This window comes from Agrobacterium cavarae, from assembly GCF_004310285.1.
Classification (GTDB): domain Bacteria; phylum Pseudomonadota; class Alphaproteobacteria; order Rhizobiales; family Rhizobiaceae; genus Agrobacterium; species Agrobacterium cavarae.
The window spans coordinates 150,213-167,469 of record NZ_SISF01000029.1 but is presented as its reverse complement, the minus strand read 5'-3'; the positions used below and the strand labels follow the sequence as shown (position 1 = coordinate 167,469).

Annotated in this window: 14 protein-coding genes; 12 read left to right on the top strand and 2 right to left on the bottom strand. The window is 59.5% G+C overall.

The window, feature by feature from the left end; genetic code table 11:
* Window positions 1-233 precede the first annotated feature (233 nt).
* The 8 genes from EYC79_RS10875 (at window position 234) to EYC79_RS10840 (ending at window position 9,753) form a co-directional block, all read left to right on the top strand.
* Window positions 234-1,793: an ABC transporter substrate-binding protein gene (locus EYC79_RS10875; RefSeq protein WP_130977985.1), complete on the top strand. Its 1,560-nt coding sequence runs from the start codon at window positions 234-236 to the stop codon at window positions 1,791-1,793.
* Between the two features lie 73 nt (window positions 1,794-1,866).
* Window positions 1,867-2,832, top strand: coding sequence for an ABC transporter permease (locus tag EYC79_RS10870; protein WP_130977984.1), 966 nt, complete (start codon window positions 1,867-1,869; stop codon window positions 2,830-2,832).
* 13 nt (window positions 2,833-2,845) lie between these two features.
* Window positions 2,846-3,793 (top strand): ABC transporter permease, encoded by a 948-nt coding sequence (locus tag EYC79_RS10865; protein WP_062442335.1) that lies wholly within the window; start codon window positions 2,846-2,848, stop codon window positions 3,791-3,793.
* 21 nt (window positions 3,794-3,814) lie between these two features.
* Window positions 3,815-5,008 (top strand): amidohydrolase family protein, encoded by a 1,194-nt coding sequence (locus EYC79_RS10860; RefSeq protein ID WP_130977983.1) that lies wholly within the window; start codon window positions 3,815-3,817, stop codon window positions 5,006-5,008.
* The gene (locus EYC79_RS10855) at window positions 5,005-6,510 is read left to right on the top strand and encodes an amidohydrolase family protein (RefSeq protein WP_130977982.1); all 1,506 of its coding nucleotides are present in this window, start codon (window positions 5,005-5,007) and stop codon (window positions 6,508-6,510) included. The genes EYC79_RS10860 and EYC79_RS10855 overlap by 4 nt, the downstream gene beginning before the upstream one ends.
* Complete coding sequence (locus tag EYC79_RS10850; protein WP_130977981.1) at window positions 6,507-7,505, top strand: ABC transporter ATP-binding protein; 999 nt, start codon at window positions 6,507-6,509, stop codon at window positions 7,503-7,505. The genes EYC79_RS10855 and EYC79_RS10850 overlap by 4 nt, the downstream gene beginning before the upstream one ends.
* On the top strand, window positions 7,502-8,479 hold the full coding sequence (locus EYC79_RS10845; RefSeq protein WP_062597955.1) for an ABC transporter ATP-binding protein: 978 nt from the start codon (window positions 7,502-7,504) through the stop codon (window positions 8,477-8,479). The genes EYC79_RS10850 and EYC79_RS10845 overlap by 4 nt, the downstream gene beginning before the upstream one ends.
* A gap of 65 nt (window positions 8,480-8,544) precedes the next feature.
* Window positions 8,545-9,753, top strand: coding sequence for an amidohydrolase family protein (locus EYC79_RS10840; RefSeq protein WP_130977980.1), 1,209 nt, complete (start codon window positions 8,545-8,547; stop codon window positions 9,751-9,753).
* Between the two features lie 16 nt (window positions 9,754-9,769).
* Here EYC79_RS10840 and tet(30) read toward each other — a convergent pair whose 3' ends face one another.
* The gene (tet(30), locus tag EYC79_RS10835; RefSeq protein ID WP_130977979.1) at window positions 9,770-10,984 is read right to left on the bottom strand and encodes a tetracycline efflux MFS transporter Tet(30); all 1,215 of its coding nucleotides are present in this window, start codon (window positions 10,982-10,984) and stop codon (window positions 9,770-9,772) included.
* An 86-nt stretch (window positions 10,985-11,070) separates the two neighbouring features.
* On the opposite strand from tet(30), the gene EYC79_RS10830 reads away from it, so the two are divergent.
* Window positions 11,071-11,718, top strand: a complete 648-nt coding sequence (locus EYC79_RS10830; protein WP_130977978.1) for a TetR/AcrR family transcriptional regulator C-terminal domain-containing protein — start codon at window positions 11,071-11,073, stop codon at window positions 11,716-11,718.
* 105 nt (window positions 11,719-11,823) lie between these two features.
* On the opposite strand, the gene EYC79_RS10825 is transcribed toward EYC79_RS10830, so the two are convergent.
* Window positions 11,824-12,330: a hypothetical protein gene (locus tag EYC79_RS10825; RefSeq protein WP_130977977.1), complete on the bottom strand. Its 507-nt coding sequence runs from the start codon at window positions 12,328-12,330 to the stop codon at window positions 11,824-11,826.
* Window positions 12,331-12,465: 135 nt separating this feature from the next.
* Between EYC79_RS10825 and EYC79_RS10820 the strand changes: the two genes are divergently transcribed.
* From EYC79_RS10820 to EYC79_RS10810, 3 genes are all read left to right on the top strand, one after another.
* Window positions 12,466-13,128 (top strand): response regulator transcription factor, encoded by a 663-nt coding sequence (locus EYC79_RS10820; RefSeq protein ID WP_062442305.1) that lies wholly within the window; start codon window positions 12,466-12,468, stop codon window positions 13,126-13,128.
* Complete coding sequence (locus tag EYC79_RS10815; RefSeq protein ID WP_130977976.1) at window positions 13,125-14,495, top strand: sensor histidine kinase; 1,371 nt, start codon at window positions 13,125-13,127, stop codon at window positions 14,493-14,495. Before EYC79_RS10820 ends, EYC79_RS10815 begins: the two co-directional genes overlap by 4 nt.
* Window positions 14,496-14,827: 332 nt before the next feature.
* Complete coding sequence (locus tag EYC79_RS10810) at window positions 14,828-17,257, top strand: glucan 1,4-alpha-glucosidase (protein ID WP_130978089.1); 2,430 nt, start codon at window positions 14,828-14,830, stop codon at window positions 17,255-17,257.

The window sequence follows — 17,257 nt, the reverse complement described above, 5'->3', positions numbered from 1 at the left end:
TTCGTATACATTTTAGAGGCATATTGCACAGAATTTGTATTTTAACCAGTCGATTTTATTGCATACAATTTTTGGCTTGATATTGCATACGAAGTTGCCTAGGCTCCCTCAAAAGCCGCATAGAACGGCCTCTCGACATGCTAGATGTCGCCAAACTCGGCCGCACTTGAGAAAATCGTATGCAATACTAAGCGTAATTTTGCGCGGATTGCATTCAATAAAAGGGGTTCATAATGATAAGCAAACGCATACTGTTCGGGACTGGATTAGCGCTTCTTTCGCTCACCATGCCCGCCATGGCCAACACGCTAAAATGGGGCGCTTCGCGAGACATCAGCTCCCTCGACCCATACTCCTATGGAGACAGTTTCGCGCTCGGCGTGCTCAATCACGCCTATGAAGGCTTGATGCGCTACAACCGCGATCTCAAGCTGGAACCGGCGCTTGCCACGTCATACGAAATCATCTCGCCCACCACATGGCGTTTCAAGCTCCGAGAGGGCGTCAAATTCCACAACGGCGCCGAGTTTACCGCTGACGATGTCCAGGCTTCGCTTTTGCGCGCCACCGACCCGAAGTCGCCACTGCGCGGCAACATTCCAGCCTATAAAGGCTCGCGCGTCATTGATCCACACACTATCGAGATCGATGTCACGGCAAACTACCCGCTGCTCCTGAACGACCTGACAACCATCTACATCTTCAACGCCAAATGGCTGAAGGACAACAAGGCGGAAGCGCCGACGGATGTGGGCTCCGGCACTGAAGGTTACGCGACCTATAATGAAAATGGCACAGGCCCGTTCAAGGTCGAAAGCCGGCAGCCCGACGCCAAGACGGTCTTCGTGAGATATGATGGCTGGTGGGACAAGCCTGAGCACAATATCGACCGGATCGAATTGACGCCGATTGCCTCCAGCGCAACCCGTGTCGCAGCACTGCTCTCCGGCGATATCGATTTTACCGATCAGGCGCCGGTCCAGGACCTGCCACGCCTGGAAGCAGCCGCATCGCAGGTGAAGCTTCTGGAAGGAACCGATCTTCGCACCGTGATGATCGGCTTCAGCCAGCGCGACACTCTGCTGTCCGGCGCCCCGAACCCGATGAAGGATCTGCGCGTCCGCCACGCCATGCAGCTTGCGATCGATCTGGACCTCATCCAAAAACGCGTCATGCGCGGCAAGTCGCGCAATGCCGGCACATTGGTCGCGCCGCAGATCCCCGGCTATGACGCGGTACTCGACACGCTGGTCAAGGCCGATCCGGAAAAAGCCAAGGCCCTTCTGAAGGAAGCGGGTGCAGAAGGCTTCGAATTCGATTTCAACTGCTCCGACACGCTGGTGAATGAAGAGCAGGTCTGTCAGGCGGTTGCCTCCATGTGGTCACGTGTCGGCCTCAAGCCAAAGCTCGACCAGGGGCCTCGCGCCGTGCAGACACCGAAGCGCTCGTCCGGCAAGGTCGATGTCTACACGCTCGGTTGGGCAACACTGCCGATGCTCGATGCCTACAGCCTCACCTCGCAGGTTCTCCACACCAAGGAAGGTTCCTTCGGCATCTTCAACTGGGGTGGATGGTCGGACAAGGAGTTCGACAAAGTGACGGAAGCCTCGGCTGTGGAACTCGACCGGACGAAGCGCCTGGCTCTTTCGGCCGATGCCCTGAAGATTGCCAAGGACCATGCGCTGATGATCCCGTTGCACCAGCAGCCGCTTGCCTGGGCAACCAGCGCGAAAGTCAAGGATTTCCCGCTCTTCTCGGATAACCTTCCACGCCTCTGGCTGGTGAAAATGTAATAGCGGACGGCCCTCGCCGCGCAAAGCCGTCGCGGGGGCCAGCTTTCTTTCTTCCGACAAAGGACAGGGTGTCATGCTCGCCTTCCTCATCAAGCGGATCGGCAATGCCGTTCTCGTGATGCTCACGGTTGCTTTCTTCGCCTTCCTCATCTTCCGTTTCCTTGGCGATCCGGTGGAGATCATGGTCAATGAAAGCGCCACCCAGGTCGAACGCGACGAGCTACGCGCCAGGCTCGGTCTCAATGACGGATTTCTCGTTCAATATGTTCGCTTCGTCACCAACGCAGCGCAGGGCGAATTCGGCCTGTCCTGGCGCAACCAACAATCCGTGCTGACGCTGATCGCAGAGCGTTTCCCGGCGACGTTCGAACTGGTGCTCATCGCCACCTTCCTGTCGCTTGCCATCGGCATACCGCTTGGCGTCTTTACCGCCATCGGTCGCGGGCGCTGGTGGGCCGAAGCATTGCAGTTCTCATCGATCGTCGGCGTTTCCCTGCCAAGCTTTCTGGTGGGCATCCTGCTGATCCTCACCTTTTCCGTTACGCTTGGCTGGTTGCCGGGTTATGGTCGCGGCGATGTGGTGCGCATCGGCTGGTGGTCCACCGGGCTCCTGCCCCCCTCGGGGCGGGCGGCCATCGTCTTGCCGGCGCTATCGCTGTCGCTCTTCCAGATCACATTGGTGATGCGTCTGGTGCGCGCCGAAATGCTGGAAACGCTGCGGACCGATTTCATCAAGTTCGCCCGCGCCCGCGGCGTCAAAAGACGCGCACTCTGGTTTCGTCATGCGTTGAAGAACTGTCTGATGCCAGTGGTCACACTGACGGCCATGCAGGTCGGCAATCTCATCGCCTTTGCGCTCGTCACCGAAACGGTTTTTCAATGGCCGGGAATGGGTATGCTCTTCATGCAGGCCGTGACCTTCGTCGATATCCCCGTCATGGCGGCCTATCTCTGCATCGTATCCTTCATCTTCGTCACGCTGAACACGTTGGTCGACATCGCCTACGCGGTCATCGATCCACGTCTGCGTGCAGCATGACCGGGAGACCATCATGACCGCCATCGAACAGACGGCCACCGTTTCCCGTCCATCTCGCCTGTCGAGGGCTCTCCAATCCGATCTGTGGTGGAGCTTCAAGCGACACCCTTCGGCGATTGCTGCAGCCATCCTGCTTCTGATCCTCATCTGCACGGCCTTCTTCTCTCCACTGATCACGGTGCAGAACCCCTATGATCTCGCGTCACTCGATCTTCTGAATGCGGAGATCCCGCCGATCTGGATGCCGGAGGGACAATGGCCCTTCATTCTCGGCACCGACGTGCAGGGCCGTGATGTGCTCTCGGCCATTCTCTATGGCTCGCGTGCCTCGATCATTATCGGCGCAAGCTCGGTTCTCGTGTCGCTCGTCATAGGTACCATGCTTGGCCTCGTCGCCGGCTATCACGGCAAATGGGCCGACGGTCTGCTGATGCGCACGGGCGATGTTCTCCTCTCCATGCCGACCATGCTGATCGCCATCCTGGTTTCAGCGCTCGCCAGACAGGCACTCCCGCCGTCCCTGCGGGAAGCTGGCGCCTCCGGCGTCATCGTGCTTGCGATCTCGCTATCGGCTTGGGTGCAATATGCCCGTACCGTGCGCGCGCAAACCATGGTGGAGCGCAACAAGGAATATGTTCAGGCCGCCCGGCTGATCCGCCTGTCGAAATGGAAGATCATGCTCAAGCATATTCTTCCCAACACCACGACGCCGCTGCTCGTCACGGCAACATTGAACTTCGGTCTCGGCATTCTCATCGAGGCGACGCTCTCCTTCCTCGGTGTCGGCATGCCGCCCGAGCAACCGTCGCTCGGCACGCTGATCCGCATCGGCAACCAGTATCTCTTCTCTGGGCTCTGGTGGATCGTGCTCTTTCCTGGACTGCAGCTCTGTCTGCTCGTTGTGTCGATCAACGTGCTCGGCGACTGGCTGCGCGACGCCCTTAATCCCAAACTGCGCTGAAACCGTGCGGAGACATTTCACATGAGCGATCTTCTGATTACCAACGCAAGACCGATGGGCGGCGACACCGCAGATATCCTGATCCGCGACGGTCGTATTGCCGAGATCGGGAAGGGTCTTGAAACAGCGGGCCTGCCTGTCGAGGATGCCGGCGGACGCATCGCCATTCCGGGCCTTGTCGATGCCCATACCCATCTCGACAAATCTCTGCTGGGCTACTCCTGGTACGTCAATGAAGTTGGTCCGCGTCTGATCGACAAGATCGACAATGAGCGCAAGGTCAAGCGCGACTATGGGTTGGACGCCCATGTCCAGTCCATGCGCCAGGCGCTGCAATCGGTCGGCTACGGCACGACCCTCATCCGCAGCCATGTGGATATCGACACGGACGAAGGATTGATCGCTCTGGAAGGCGTAATGGAGACCCGCCGCCAGCTGGCCGGCATTGTCGAAATCGAGATCGTCGCCTTCCCTCAATCGGGACTGATGCGCCGCCCCGGCACAGCGGAATTGATCGATGCCGGCATGGCGATGGGGGCTGATCTCGTTGGCGGTCTCGACCCCTGCGGCATGGATCGCGATCCGAAGGCTCATCTCGATACGATCTTCGCCATTGCCGAGAAATACGCCAAGGGCATCGATATCCATCTGCATGAAAGCGGAGAACTCGGTGCTTTCTCGATGGAACTGATCTTCGAGCGGATCCGTGCGCTCGGCATGCAAGGCAAGGTCGCCGTCAGCCACGCCTTCTGCCTTGGCGATCCGGACTGGAACATGACGCAGGCGCTGATCGACACCTGCGCCGAACTCGACGTGCCGATCCTGACGACCGCCCCGCCCTCACGCGAAGTGCCGTCTCTGCGCCGCCTGCGCTCCGCTGGCGTCCGCTTCGGTGCAGGTGTTGATGGCTTCCGCGATACCTGGGGTCCTTATGGCAATGGCGACATGCTGGAGCGGTCCATGTTGCTCGGCATGAAGAATAACCTGCGCCGCGATGATGAGCTCCTCTGGGCGCTCGATGTCTGTACCACTGGCGGTGCTCACGCGATGGATCGTGCAGAACATTCGCTGACGATCGGCGGTCGTGGGGATGTCGTCATCGTCGAAGGCGAGACCGTCGGCGAAGCGATCGTCACGCATCAACCTCGCAAGCTTGTGGTGACCGCTGGCAATGTCGTCGCGCGAGACGGCAAGAGCCTGAAGGAGCGTCCATGAACGCGCCTTCATCCTGGTCGATGCTTCCCCTTGGCAAGAGGCCGCACGGGCGCTGGGCGCTCAAAGCGCGCTTCGTTGTTGCCGATCTGCCGGAAGGACGATGCCTTATTCCAGATGGCGAAATCGTCATCGAGAACGACACAATTCTCTGGGTTGGGCGCGATTTCGAGGGCGACGTTTCGGCTCGCTATGACATGGGCGACGCCCTTATCGGTCCGGGCTTTGTCGATCTCGACGCCCTTTCCGATCTCGATACGACCGTGCTTGCCATGGACAACCAGCCCGGCTGGAAAAAGGGCCGCGTCTGGGCCGCGGACTACGCAACCCGCGCCTATGAGATGTACAGCCAGGCCGAACTTGCCTTCCAGAAGCACTACGCCTTCGCCCAGCTTCTCTTGAACGGGATTACGTCGGCACTTCCGATCGCCTCACTGTTCTACCGTGCCTGGGGCGAGACGGTCGCAGAATTCGAAGCAGCAGCAGATGCAGCCGAAGACCTCGGCATCCGCGTGTGGCTCGGTCCCGCCTATCGCAGCGGTGGCGTCATCCTTGATGAGAACGGCGCTATGCAACCTGTCTTCGATGAAGAGCGGGGATTGGCCGAGTTGGCTGAAGCAGCGTCTTTTGCCAAACGCATTCACGGCAGAGCCAATGGCCTCATTTCCGGCATGTTCGCGCCGGACCGCGTGGAAACCTGTAGCGAAACACTGCTCCGCCAGACCTTCGCTCATGCCGATGATATGGATATGCCTGTTCGCCTGCATATGGCGCAGGGCGAGATGGAATTGCAGACCATGCGCCGCCTGCATGGTGTCACGGCTCCGGAATGGCTGGACCGCCTTAGCCTTCTTTCGCCTCGCCTGATCGCGCCGCATGCGACCGTCGCGACGGAGGACGATCTCGCACGCTATGCCGACCATGGCGTGACCGTCGCTCACTGTCCACTCGTTTCGGCTCGCCATGGCTCGACGCTCAAATCCTTCTCCCGCTTGAAGGCGATGGGGATCCGCATCGGCATGGGCACCGATACCGCCCCTCCCGATGTGGTTCTCAACATGTCGGTCGGTCTGATGATGAACCGGCTTGCCGAGGGCCGCGGGGATGCCGGTTCTGCCGCCGATTTCTACGATGCCGCCACCATTGCCGGCGCCGATGCGCTGAAACGCTCTGATCTCGGCCGCATCTTTCCGGGGGCGAAGGCAGACATCGCCGTGTTCGACATGGCCGACAGCATGATCGCGCCACGGATCGACCCGATCCAGACCCTTGTTTACGGAGCCACCGGTCGTGTCACCCGCGCCACCATCGTCGATGGCCGGATTTCGATGCGCGACGGCGCGGTTGCGGGTATCGACATCGCCGCCGCACGAGAGCAGGCACAGCGCCAATTCGATGGTCTTGTCGCCAAATATCCGGAACGAACCTTCCAGCACCCCCCAGTCGAAGACATTTTCCCGCCGAGCTATCCGCTCTCGCATCACATTAGCGAGGTCTCGCGATGATCACCCCCAACCAGACATCAGCCGCAATCCCGGCCCTCGAGGTCAAAGGACTGTCCGTCGAATTCCCGACACGAAAGGGCATCCTCACCGCCCTGTCCGATGTTTCGCTCACCGTCGAGCGTGGCGAAATCCTGGGCGTCGTTGGTGAATCCGGCGCTGGCAAGTCAATGACCGGCATGGCGGTGCTGGGCCTGCTCGAACCGCCGGGCCGGATTGCAGCGGGCGAAATTCGTATCGGCGGAACGCGTACCGACACTCTCAGCGAACTTGAGATGAGCATGGTACGCGGACGCATGGTCGGCGCGATCTTTCAAGATCCCCTCACATCGCTCAACCCGCTCTTTTCGGTTGGGCAGCAATTGACCGAGACGATCCGCCTGCACTCCGATCGCAGCCGCGCAGAAGCACGCGCTCACGCGATCGATCTGTTGAAACAGGTTGGTATTCCGGGCGCAGACGAGCGTATCGACCATTATCCGCATCAGTTTTCAGGCGGCATGCGCCAGCGCGTCGTCATAGCGCTCGCACTGGCGGGCGATCCGCAATTGATCATTGCCGACGAGCCGACGACAGCGCTCGACGTGTCCATTCAGGCACAGATCACCACGCTGCTGCGCAAGCTTTGCCGCGAGAAAGGCGCCGGCGTCATGCTCGTCACCCACGACATGGGCGTGATTGCCGAAACAGCCGACCGCGTGGCCGTCATGTATGCCGGGCGGGTGATCGAGGTTGGCCCGGTGGACGAGGTGCTGCGCAACCCCAAGCACCCTTATACACGTGGCTTAATGGGCTCCATTCCGGCCCTTGGCGCCCGCGTCGAGCGACTGACACAAATTGACGGTGCCATGCCACGCCTCAATGGCATTCCGGAAGGCTGCGCCTTCAATCCTCGCTGCCCGGATGTCGGCTCCCGCTGCCGAGAGGTCAAACCGGCGCTGGTACGCAATGATCACGGCAGCGTCGCCTGCCTCATTCACGATGGAGGCGTCGCATGAGAAGCCCTGACAACGCGCTCGAAGTAGATCAATTGACGCGCGTCTTCGACGTTTCCGCGCCATGGCTAAACCGCGTCATCGACCGCAAGCCGAAGCGCTATCTTCGCGCCGTGCAGGATGTGACTTTCACGGTGCAGAAGGGAAAATGCCTGGCGCTTGTCGGCGAATCCGGTTGCGGCAAGTCCACTGTGGCCCGGCTGGTGACGGGACTTTACGATCCCAGCGAAGGCGCCATCGTCTTTGCCCCAGCCGAAAAGGGCGCAAACCGCGGCAAGCCGCTCGAAGCCCAGATGATCTTTCAGGATCCGCATGCCAGCCTCAATCCGCGCTGGCGCGTCGGCAATATCATTGCCGAGCCGATCGAGGTGTTCGGATTGCGAGATGGCAGACAAGCGATCGACGCACGCGTGGCCGAACTGTTGCGCACCGTCGGTCTGTCGCCGGACGACGCCAACCGTTTCCCGCACGAATTTTCCGGTGGCCAGAGACAGCGCATATCGATTGCAAGAGCGCTGGCCAGCGAGCCCGAATTTCTCGTTTGCGACGAACCGACCTCTGCACTCGATGTCTCCGTCCAGGCGCAGATCCTCAATCTCATGCGTAGATTACAGGATGAGCTTGGCCTGACCTACCTCTTCATCAGCCACAATCTCGCAGTCGTCCGCCACATGGCCGACCGTATTGCGGTGATGTATCTCGGCCGCATCGTGGAGGAGGCAGAGACCGAGGCTTTGTTTGCCAATCCGCAACACCCATACACACGGCTTCTGCTGCAAACGATCCCCGATGTCGCGGCGCCTAACCGGGACCGCGCATTGATGGGCGGAGAACCGCCAAGCCCGCTCGATCCGCCGAAGGGCTGCGCCTTCCATCCGCGCTGTCCCATCGCAACAGAGCTCTGCACCAAGGTGGCCCCCGAGGTCCGCAACCGGGATGGCGGCGGCAAGATCGCCTGCCACCTGGCGCCACTATAAACACATGCCGTGATGAGCAAGCGCAGGCTGGCGCCTCACGAGAGTGAATACGAAAAGGAATCCCAATGACCACCACAACAATCTTCACCAATGCCAAGCTGGCCGACGGCTCACTGCGCAACATCACCGTGGAACATGGTCGGATCACAGCCATTGAAACAGCGGCGAGTTCAACGCCTCCCGGCGCGGCATCGCCCCCGTCGATCGACCTTTCCGGCGATCTGCTGCTTCCTGGCTTCGTCGAAGGACATATCCATCTCGATACCAGCTTTTATGGCGGCAAGTGGGTGCCGCATCGCCCATGCACCAATGGCTTTGATGTGCACGAGCGCGTCGCCTTCCAGGCCGAGAACATGGCGAAAGCCGAGCCGATGGCGGAACGCGCGCGCAATCAACTCGATCTTTGCATTTCCAAAGGCACGACCCAGATGCGCAGCCACGTCATGGTCGATGGCTCGGTTGGGCTAAAGTCTTTGGAAACCATCCTCGCTGTGCGCGAGGAATATCAGGACATGATCGACATCCAGCTGGTCGCCTTTCCACAAAGCGGCATCCTGAAAAGCCCGGGCACGCCTGAGCTTCTTGATGAGGCCATCGGCCTTGGCGCAGACCTTGTCGGTGGTCTTGATCCTGCAAGCTTCGACCGCGACGTCAATGGCCATCTCGACGTGGTCTTCGGCGTGGCCGAGAAGCACGGCGTCGATATCGACATCCATCTTCATGATGCAGGTTCGATGGGTGCTTTCACCATCGAGGAAATTTGCGACCGCACCGTCGCACTCGGCATGCAAGGACATGTCGCCGTCAGTCATGCCTATGGGCTCGGCGACCTCGCACCCGACGCGGCGAAGAAGATCGCGGCCCGGATCGCGCGAAGCAGCGTGTCGATCATGACCAATGCCCCCGGCAACCATAATTTCCCACCGGTCGCCCTGCTGCGCCGCGAGGGCGTCACCGTTTTCAGCGGCAGCGACAATATCCGCGATTCCTGGTGGCCCTATGGTGATGGCGATATGCTGCACCGGGCCGAGATCATTGGCTACAGATCAGGCTTCTACACCGACGTTGAACTGGCAGCAGCATTCGACATCGTGACAGCAGCAGGTGCGAAAGCCTTGCGACTTGAGGGATATGGCATCGAAGTGGGCGCGAAGGCGGACTTCGTTTCCCTTGCGGCAGGCCATGTACCGGAGGCCGTGATTGCCTTCCCAACGCGGCACAAGGTCTTCAAACAAGGGCGTCTGGTTGCCGAAAACGGCCGTGTGACGCGCTAATCATCGATCTCGCATTTCAACGATCGTGGCTGGGACGACCTGACAACTCGCCCTCGCCACGCCTGGGTTCTCTCACCGTCGTGAAAAGCGGAGACGCCAGCAGATAAAGTCCGGCTCCCACCAGCCATGTGGTGCCGATCCAGCTTGCCTTGGTCGAGAAGAACAAGGCAGTGGTGAGGACAGGTCCGACGATACCGGCGAGGCTCATCAGGCTCGCCAGTACGCCTTGCAACTGGCCCTGTTGCTCATCGCTCACCCGGCTTGTTGCAAGCGACTGGAGCGCTGGCATCGCGACACCGCCGAGTGCGAAGAGCGGCGCTACGGCATAACCCATCCAGCTTTGAGTGGCGAAGGCCATCAGCGTATAGGCGAGCATGTCGAAGGCGACGCCGATCATCAACGTGCCAAGGTCACCGAAGCGGCGCGACAACGGCCCAACGAGAAAGGCTTGAGCGAGCGCGCCACTGACACCGAAGACCGACAATGACAGCCCGAGATGAACGGAATCCCAACCGAACCGCTCGGCCCCGTAGAGAACCCAGACCGTCCCGGGTATTGCCGCAACCAGGCCAAAGACCACGAAGACTGTGACAAGCGGCAGAAGGTCTTTAAAATCCCACAGCCAGAGCAGAGGTCGCAACGGGTTGAGTTCTTTCAGCTCGAACTTGTCTTGGCTCGTCGACCGGCTTTCCGGCAGTGCGAAAAGCGCAACGAGAAGATTGACACCATTGAACAGCGCCGCCGCCAGGAAGGGTGCGCGAAGCCACCAGGCACCCATGACACCGCCGATCACCGGGCCAATGATGAAGCCCGTGCTCATCACCGCACCGATTGTGCCAAACCGCTGCGCACGCTGAGCGGCTGGCGTGATATCGGTTATGTAGGCACTCGCGACGGCCATATTGGCGCTGGTTATTCCCGCAACCGCTCTCCCCACCACAAGCACCCAACCGAGCGGCGAAAGGCCCATAACAAGGTAATCGATGAGTGTGCCCGCAAGAGAGAGCAGCAAAACGGGACGCCGCCCGAACCGGTCGCTGAGCGCGCCGAGAACGGGTGAGAAGACGAATTGCATGATCGCAAATACAGACAGCATGAGCCCGTACAGGAAGCCGAAATCGTCTCCGCCCGTCACCTCGCGCAACAGATCCGGCAGGATGGGAAAGATCAGACCGGCGCCAATCGCGTCGAGCGCGACGGTGGAGAGAATGACGATGAGGGCCTTGTTCATGGAGAGATATCCTCATAGACTTTATCAGCGATAAATTTATCAGTGATAAGCTCCCTTATCACCGATAAGTCAAGAGGTGTTTTTCCATGGCAATTGGACGCGAGCGCATCATCGATGAGGCTTTGCTGCTGTTGAACGAAGTCGGGATAGACAAGCTATCCACCCGGAAGCTAGCAGAACGGCTTGGGGTTCAGCAGCCGGCGCTCTACTGGCATTTCCGCAACAAGTCTCAGCTGCTGGATGCGATCAATTCAGAAATGCTGCTGCGCTATCATGACGTCCGCGTGCCAAAACCTGGACAGGAATGGGTGTCGTTTACGCTTTCCAACGCCCGCAGCGTCCGCAAGGCGCTGCTCAGCGTGCGTGATGGCGCGCGATTGACCGCAGGCACGCGGCCATCGGTCACCGATTTTGCCGATACGGAAAAGGTGTTGCAGCTCTATGTCGATGCGGGCTTTTCAACCAAGGAGGCGTTTGGCATCGCCATCTGCGTGACGCGCTATGTGGTGGGGTATGTTCTTGAAGAACAGGGCGAGCAAGAGCGAGAACGGATCGAGCAAAACGGCGCCAAAGTCGACTTCGATGCAGAACTTGCTCCCCTCCCTCTGTTGACCGAAGCCCTGGAAACCTTTCGGCAGGTTGGAACGGTCAACACGGAATACGTCTTCGAGAGCGGTCTTGGATATCTCGTTTCGGGCCTGCAAGACGCATTGCGGCGAAAGCAGTCGAATTAGCGCTGCTCTCATCCACCAGCGCTGCCTCGCTCAAACCATGACGACACGGCCGCCTCGTATCCGAGCGGCCGTGTGTTTTTCCAGCTATGGTGCGAACCTCAAATATCAAGGCTTGTGAGGACCGCCTTCCGGTCCACGGGGACCACCTTCCGGGCCGCGCGGCGGCTTGCCGGCCGGGCCGAGCGGGTTGGTCTTTCCATCTTCATGAACGATGTAGCTACCGTGAAGGAAGCCGTCATCGAAGCGGCCCTGAACGGTAACGACTTCGTCCTTGTTGACGAGGGTACCGCCCCTGCCCTCCCGTCCCGTTTCTACGAGAGCACGGCCACTTTCATCCTGAATGATGAACTTGTTGCCAAAGATCTCGACCACCTTGCCCTTGATGCTGGTCAGGCTGTCATCCGGCATGGCGGAAATGGCGACGGGGACAATCGGCGCAAGCTCTGCCTTGGGCTGCGTCAGCTTCATGGCGCCGGCACCACCGGCAACGCCGACGGCCAGAATGGCAATGGCGCCGACCGCGAAGGCCGCCACAGACCGCTTCTTCGGATGCGGGTGGACGTGGTTGACGTCGTCGTGGTGCTTGGTTTCGGTTTCAGGTGTAATAGACATGTCTGGTCTCCTTTGTGATTGGAATGACGCCTTTCTATCAAAGCCCCACCACCGCCAGCCTGAACCATCCCGTTCAGTTTGAGTTAAGCGTCCAGCACCATAAGAAAGCCCGATCCCACGGAGTAGAATTCCCTCATGCGTGTCCTTCTTGTCGAAGACGATACCGACCTTGCAGGCCGGATTGCCGGCAGTCTCCGAAACGAAAACTTCGTTGTTGATGTCGCGCGCAATGGTGAAGACGGTCAGCATGCGGGCCTGACAGAAGCCTTCGATGTCGCGGTTCTCGATCTCGGCCTCCCCAAGATCGATGGCGTTTCGGTGCTCGCCTCCTGGCGAGATGCAGGCAAGACGTTTCCTGTACTCGTACTGACGGCAAGAGACGGCTGGCCAGACAAGGTGGCGAGCTTCAAGGCGGGAGCCGATGACTTTCTCACCAAACCCTTCAAGGTCGAGGAACTGGTGTTGCGACTGCGCGCGCTAGTTCGGCGCGCCAACAACCATGCCAGCGCGACTGTGACCTGTGGATCGATTACCTTCAACGCCCAGCTTGGAACATTCGAGAAGGACGGCGTTCCCTTGAAGCTCACCGCACTGGAGTGGCGTGTGCTCTCCTGCCTGATCTTGCGCAAGGAGATCATCGTGGACCGGAGCGAGTTGATGGAGCGCGTCTATGATGGCGACGCCGAAGTGGATTCCAACTCCATCGAAGTCATCGTCGCTAGGCTGCGCCGGAAGATCGGCGCCGAATATATCGAGACCGTGCGTGGCAGGGGTTACATGATGACGGCTGCATCATGAGATGGCCGCGCCTTTCCCGCCCCACCTCGATTGCCGGACGCCTGACAGCGTTCTCCGCCGCCTTCGTGGCGGGTGCTATTCTCGTCGCATCCGTTATTCTCTGGTTCATCGTTGCCGGGGTCGTCCGCGAGCAGATTGACCAGCGGCTGGATACCCAGATCGAAGGTGCGCGCAGCAGCTTGACCGTTAGCGAAAACGGCCAGTTGATGATGGCTTCTCAACTGGACGGACCGCCCTTTGATCGACCGAATTCCGGATGGTACTGGCAGGTGAGATCAGAGACATCGACGCTCTCGTCCCGTTCTCTGGAGCGTCGCGCCCTCAAACCCGGCGGTCGCCAGGCGGACTGGCGCGATCTTACGTCGGCCCGACCACGGCCAGGTGAGACGGAAGACGGCAATGGACGCGGGCTTTACACGCGCACCCTGTCGACACGCATCGACGGCCAGCTGGTGCAGATCACGGCGTCTGCGCCTGAGGCTGCGTTGACCGATCCGGCGTTCCGGTCCCTCATGTGGCTCGTGCCGGCCATGGCGCTGCTCGGTATAACTCTCCTCATCGGAACGTATCTACAGGTGCGGTTCGGCCTCAAGCCGCTCAAGCGCTTGACGACCGATATCGCAGAGGTATCAGCCGGCAATCGCTCAACTCTCCCCGAGGGAGAAGTCGAAGAGTTGAAGCCCGTCGCGACGGAGATCAACCGGCTGATCGCGTTGAACGAAAGGCGACTTGAGGAGGCGCGGATCCATTTTGCCAATATGGCCCACGGGCTGAAAACACCCGTCGCCAGCCTGACGCTTGGATTGAACGACGACAACGATGCGAGTGGCGGATTGAGAGATCTCGTCCTGCGTATCGATCGTCGAATCCGGCATCATCTTGCCGACGCGCGAAAGTCCACGGCAGGGCAGCCTTCCGATCGGCACGTCTTGCTTCGCCCCCGTCTCGACGACCTCATCCTCGTTCTCTCGAACATTTATCGCGACAAGGCTTTGTCGGTTCGTTGCGAAGTCGAGGACCGCGCCGGCATTCGCTGCGATCCGGAGGACGTGGACGAAATTCTTGGCAACCTGCTGGACAATGCGTTCAAATGGGCTTCTACCGCAGTGACAGTCACTTCCACGCGAACAGGCGGCCTTGTCGCGATCACGATTACCGACGACGGCCCGGGCATTGCCGAAGACAGGATCAACGAGGCTTTCCAGCCGGGTATGCGGCTGGATGAGAGTGTACAGGGCAGTGGCTTCGGTTTGGGGATATCGAAGGAAATTGTCGAACTCTATGGCGGTACCGTTACGCTCCAGAACAGCAAAAACGGTTTTCAGGCCATTGTAACGCTTCCGGTCTCCCGAACTGGATCGTCATAAGAAATTTTTCACTGGTGCAACCGAAAGCCGGTCAATCTCGTTGTTCGCATGGATTTGAAAGGCTTCGACGACAACGGCGCTGGGTAAGGCGATAGAAGCATCGAAGTTTGTTTAAGAATTACGAAAATGTAAGTTGCCAAGTACCATTGTGGTATCTGAGTATGAACTGAAATATTCCGGGTGGGGTGACAGCCGATCCTCTCTTGTTTTGAACTTAAGCTATTCATTTTGCAGCGCATCAAGGCATTCTTGAAATGACGAGTTCCCTTCCTGAACCTTCCATCCCGACAACGAAAAGCGAGTCAGATACCGGCACACCTCATTTGAGCAAAATGGTGGACGCTGCTCCTGGAGCGCCCGGCATCGACGCGCGCTGGACATCGAGTGCTAAAAACGGCATTGGCACCGCACTCTCCAAACATTCGCGTGTCTGGTTCACCTTGAGCCACGGCGTTCTCAACGAAATTTACTATCCCCGCGTCGACAGCGCCTGCACACGCGATTTCGGTTTCGTCGTCACCGGCAATGACGGTTACTTTTCCGAGGAAAAGCGCGATTGCGAAACGGAAACCAGGACAATCGCCCCTGGGATTCCTGCCTTCTCCATCATCAACACCGCGCGAGATGGGCGCTATAGGATCGAGAAGCAGGTGGTGACAGATCCGTCTCGCGCCTGCGTGATGCAGCGTGTCCGCTTCACGGCACTCAAGGGTGAGGTGAATGACTACAGGGTCACCGCCCTGCTCGCTCCCCATCTGGTCAATGCCGGACAACTGAACTCGGCCTGGATTAGTGAGTTCGAGGACAAGACCGTGCTGTTCGCAACCGGCCGCTCACGTTATCTGGCGCTCATCTCCGACACGCCATGGCGCGCTGTCAGCGCGGGTTTTGTCGGCGTTTCGGATGGCTGGCGGCAGTTGAAACAACATGGGCGCATTGCCGAACAATACCAGCGAGCCGATGACGGCAACGTGGCCCTGGCAGGTGAGTTCGATTTCACCGGTGCGTGCCAGGAAGCGACAATGGCCATCGGTTTCGGTCAAACGGAATTCGAGGCAGCCGCCGCAGCAGCGGGCAGCCTCAAGGACGGGTTTGAAAAGGCACAACAACACTATGTCGCCAACTGGCAGGCCTGGCAGCAAAAGCTCGTCCCGCTGGATCGCCAGGAGCAGGCCGGCGTGAATGCCTACCGGGTATCAACCGCCGTTCTCGCCTCGCACAGGGCAGCCGATCGGGCGGGCGCCGTGGTTGCCAGCCTCTCCATTCCCTGGGGCTTCTCCAAAGGCGATGACGACCTTGGCGGCTATCACCTCGTCTGGCCCCGCGACCTGGTGGAGACGGCTGGCGGATTTTTGGCCGCAGGTGATGCGGAGGAAGCAATCGCCATCCTCGACTATCTGCGCCATGTTCAACAGCCTTCCGGTCGCTGGCCGCAGAATCTCTGGCTTGATGGGAAACCCTATTGGCCAGGCATTCAGATGGATGAGTGCGCCTTTCCTATCCTGCTCACCGACATGCTGCGACGGCTGGGGCATCTTGATGCGAAGGCACAGAAGCGCTTCATGCCAATGGTACGAAGCGCGGCGAACTACATCCTGACAAACGGCCCCACAACCTGCGAGGATCGTTGGGAAGAGGATGCAGGCTATAGTCCCTTCACGCTTGCCGTTGAGATCGCCGCGCTGCTTGCAGCGGCCGATTTGCTCTCGCTTGACGGCGACGATGTGGCTGCCAATCATCTGCGCGAAACCGCGGACTGCTGGAACGAACAGATCGAACAATGGACCTTTGCCGGCGAGAAGAATTTCTGCGAAGCGCTTGGAATCTCAGGTCATTATGTCCGCATCGCGCCGCTTGGCACGACGGATGAGGCAAGAGCCTCAGGCAACACGGAAATCCGCAATCAGACGCCCGACCGGGCACTGTTGCCGACAGCCGACGTGCTCAGTCCGGATGCCTTGGCTCTCGTCCGTTTCGGCCTGCGCGCGCCCGACGATCCGCATATTCTCGACACCATCCAAGCCATCGATCACAGCCTGCGCGCCGATCTGCCACAGGGATCGCTCTGGTATCGCTACACCGGCGATGGCTATGGCGAGCATGAAGATGGCGCCCCCTTCGATGGTACGGGCAAGGGTCGGCCTTGGCCGCTATTGGCTGGCGAACGCGCGCATTACGAACTTGCTGCCGGCCGGAGTGAAGCTGCCGAAGCGCTTCTGGGAACGCTGGAGAAATCGGCGGGCTATGGCGGGCTTTTCCCGGAGCAGGTTTGGGATGGACCGGATCTGCCGGAGAAGGAGCTGTTTCTCGGTCGCCCTTCGGGCAGCGCCATGCCACTCGTCTGGGCCCATTCCGAGCATATCAAGCTTCTGCGATCGCTGAAGGATGGCACCGTGTTCGATATGCCACCGCAGGGCGTCGAGCGCTACATCAAGAACAAGACAGGGTCTCAGTTGCGCATCTGGCGTTTCAACAACCGCCTGTCATCGATCCCCGTTGGCAAGATGCTTCGACTGGAAACCGAGACGAACGCGGTGGTGCATTGGAGCGCGGACGGCTGGGTCAGCACTTCCGATACGCCAATGGTACCATCGGGACTTGGCACCTATTACGCCGACCTGCCTGTCCAGCATGAAGACGCAGGAAAAACGATCGTCTTCACCTTCTATTGGCCAGACAGCGGAACGTGGGAAAACACCAACTTTACCGTTCACGTCGTGGATGAAACAAGTGATTCAGCCCGCATCGAAAATGGAGAATGA

Bases quoted from the DNA above. Each gene is read 5' to 3' on its own strand.
- EYC79_RS10875 (WP_130977985.1), top strand. From the start codon at position 234: ATGATAAGCAAACGCATACTGTTCGGGACTGGATTAGCGCTTCTTTCG.
- EYC79_RS10870 (WP_130977984.1), top strand. From the start codon at position 1,867: ATGCTCGCCTTCCTCATCAAGCGGATCGGCAATGCCGTTCTCGTGATG.
- EYC79_RS10865 (WP_062442335.1), top strand. From the start codon at position 2,846: ATGACCGCCATCGAACAGACGGCCACCGTTTCCCGTCCATCTCGCCTG.
- EYC79_RS10860 (WP_130977983.1), top strand. From the start codon at position 3,815: ATGAGCGATCTTCTGATTACCAACGCAAGACCGATGGGCGGCGACACC.
- EYC79_RS10855 (WP_130977982.1), top strand. From the start codon at position 5,005: ATGAACGCGCCTTCATCCTGGTCGATGCTTCCCCTTGGCAAGAGGCCG.
- EYC79_RS10850 (WP_130977981.1), top strand. From the start codon at position 6,507: ATGATCACCCCCAACCAGACATCAGCCGCAATCCCGGCCCTCGAGGTC.
- EYC79_RS10845 (WP_062597955.1), top strand. From the start codon at position 7,502: ATGAGAAGCCCTGACAACGCGCTCGAAGTAGATCAATTGACGCGCGTC.
- EYC79_RS10840 (WP_130977980.1), top strand. From the start codon at position 8,545: ATGACCACCACAACAATCTTCACCAATGCCAAGCTGGCCGACGGCTCA.
- EYC79_RS10830 (WP_130977978.1), top strand. From the start codon at position 11,071: ATGGCAATTGGACGCGAGCGCATCATCGATGAGGCTTTGCTGCTGTTG.
- EYC79_RS10825 (WP_130977977.1), bottom strand. From the start codon at position 12,330: ATGTCTATTACACCTGAAACCGAAACCAAGCACCACGACGACGTCAAC.
- EYC79_RS10820 (WP_062442305.1), top strand. From the start codon at position 12,466: ATGCGTGTCCTTCTTGTCGAAGACGATACCGACCTTGCAGGCCGGATT.
- EYC79_RS10815 (WP_130977976.1), top strand. From the start codon at position 13,125: ATGAGATGGCCGCGCCTTTCCCGCCCCACCTCGATTGCCGGACGCCTG.
- EYC79_RS10810 (WP_130978089.1), top strand. From the start codon at position 14,828: ATGGTGGACGCTGCTCCTGGAGCGCCCGGCATCGACGCGCGCTGGACA.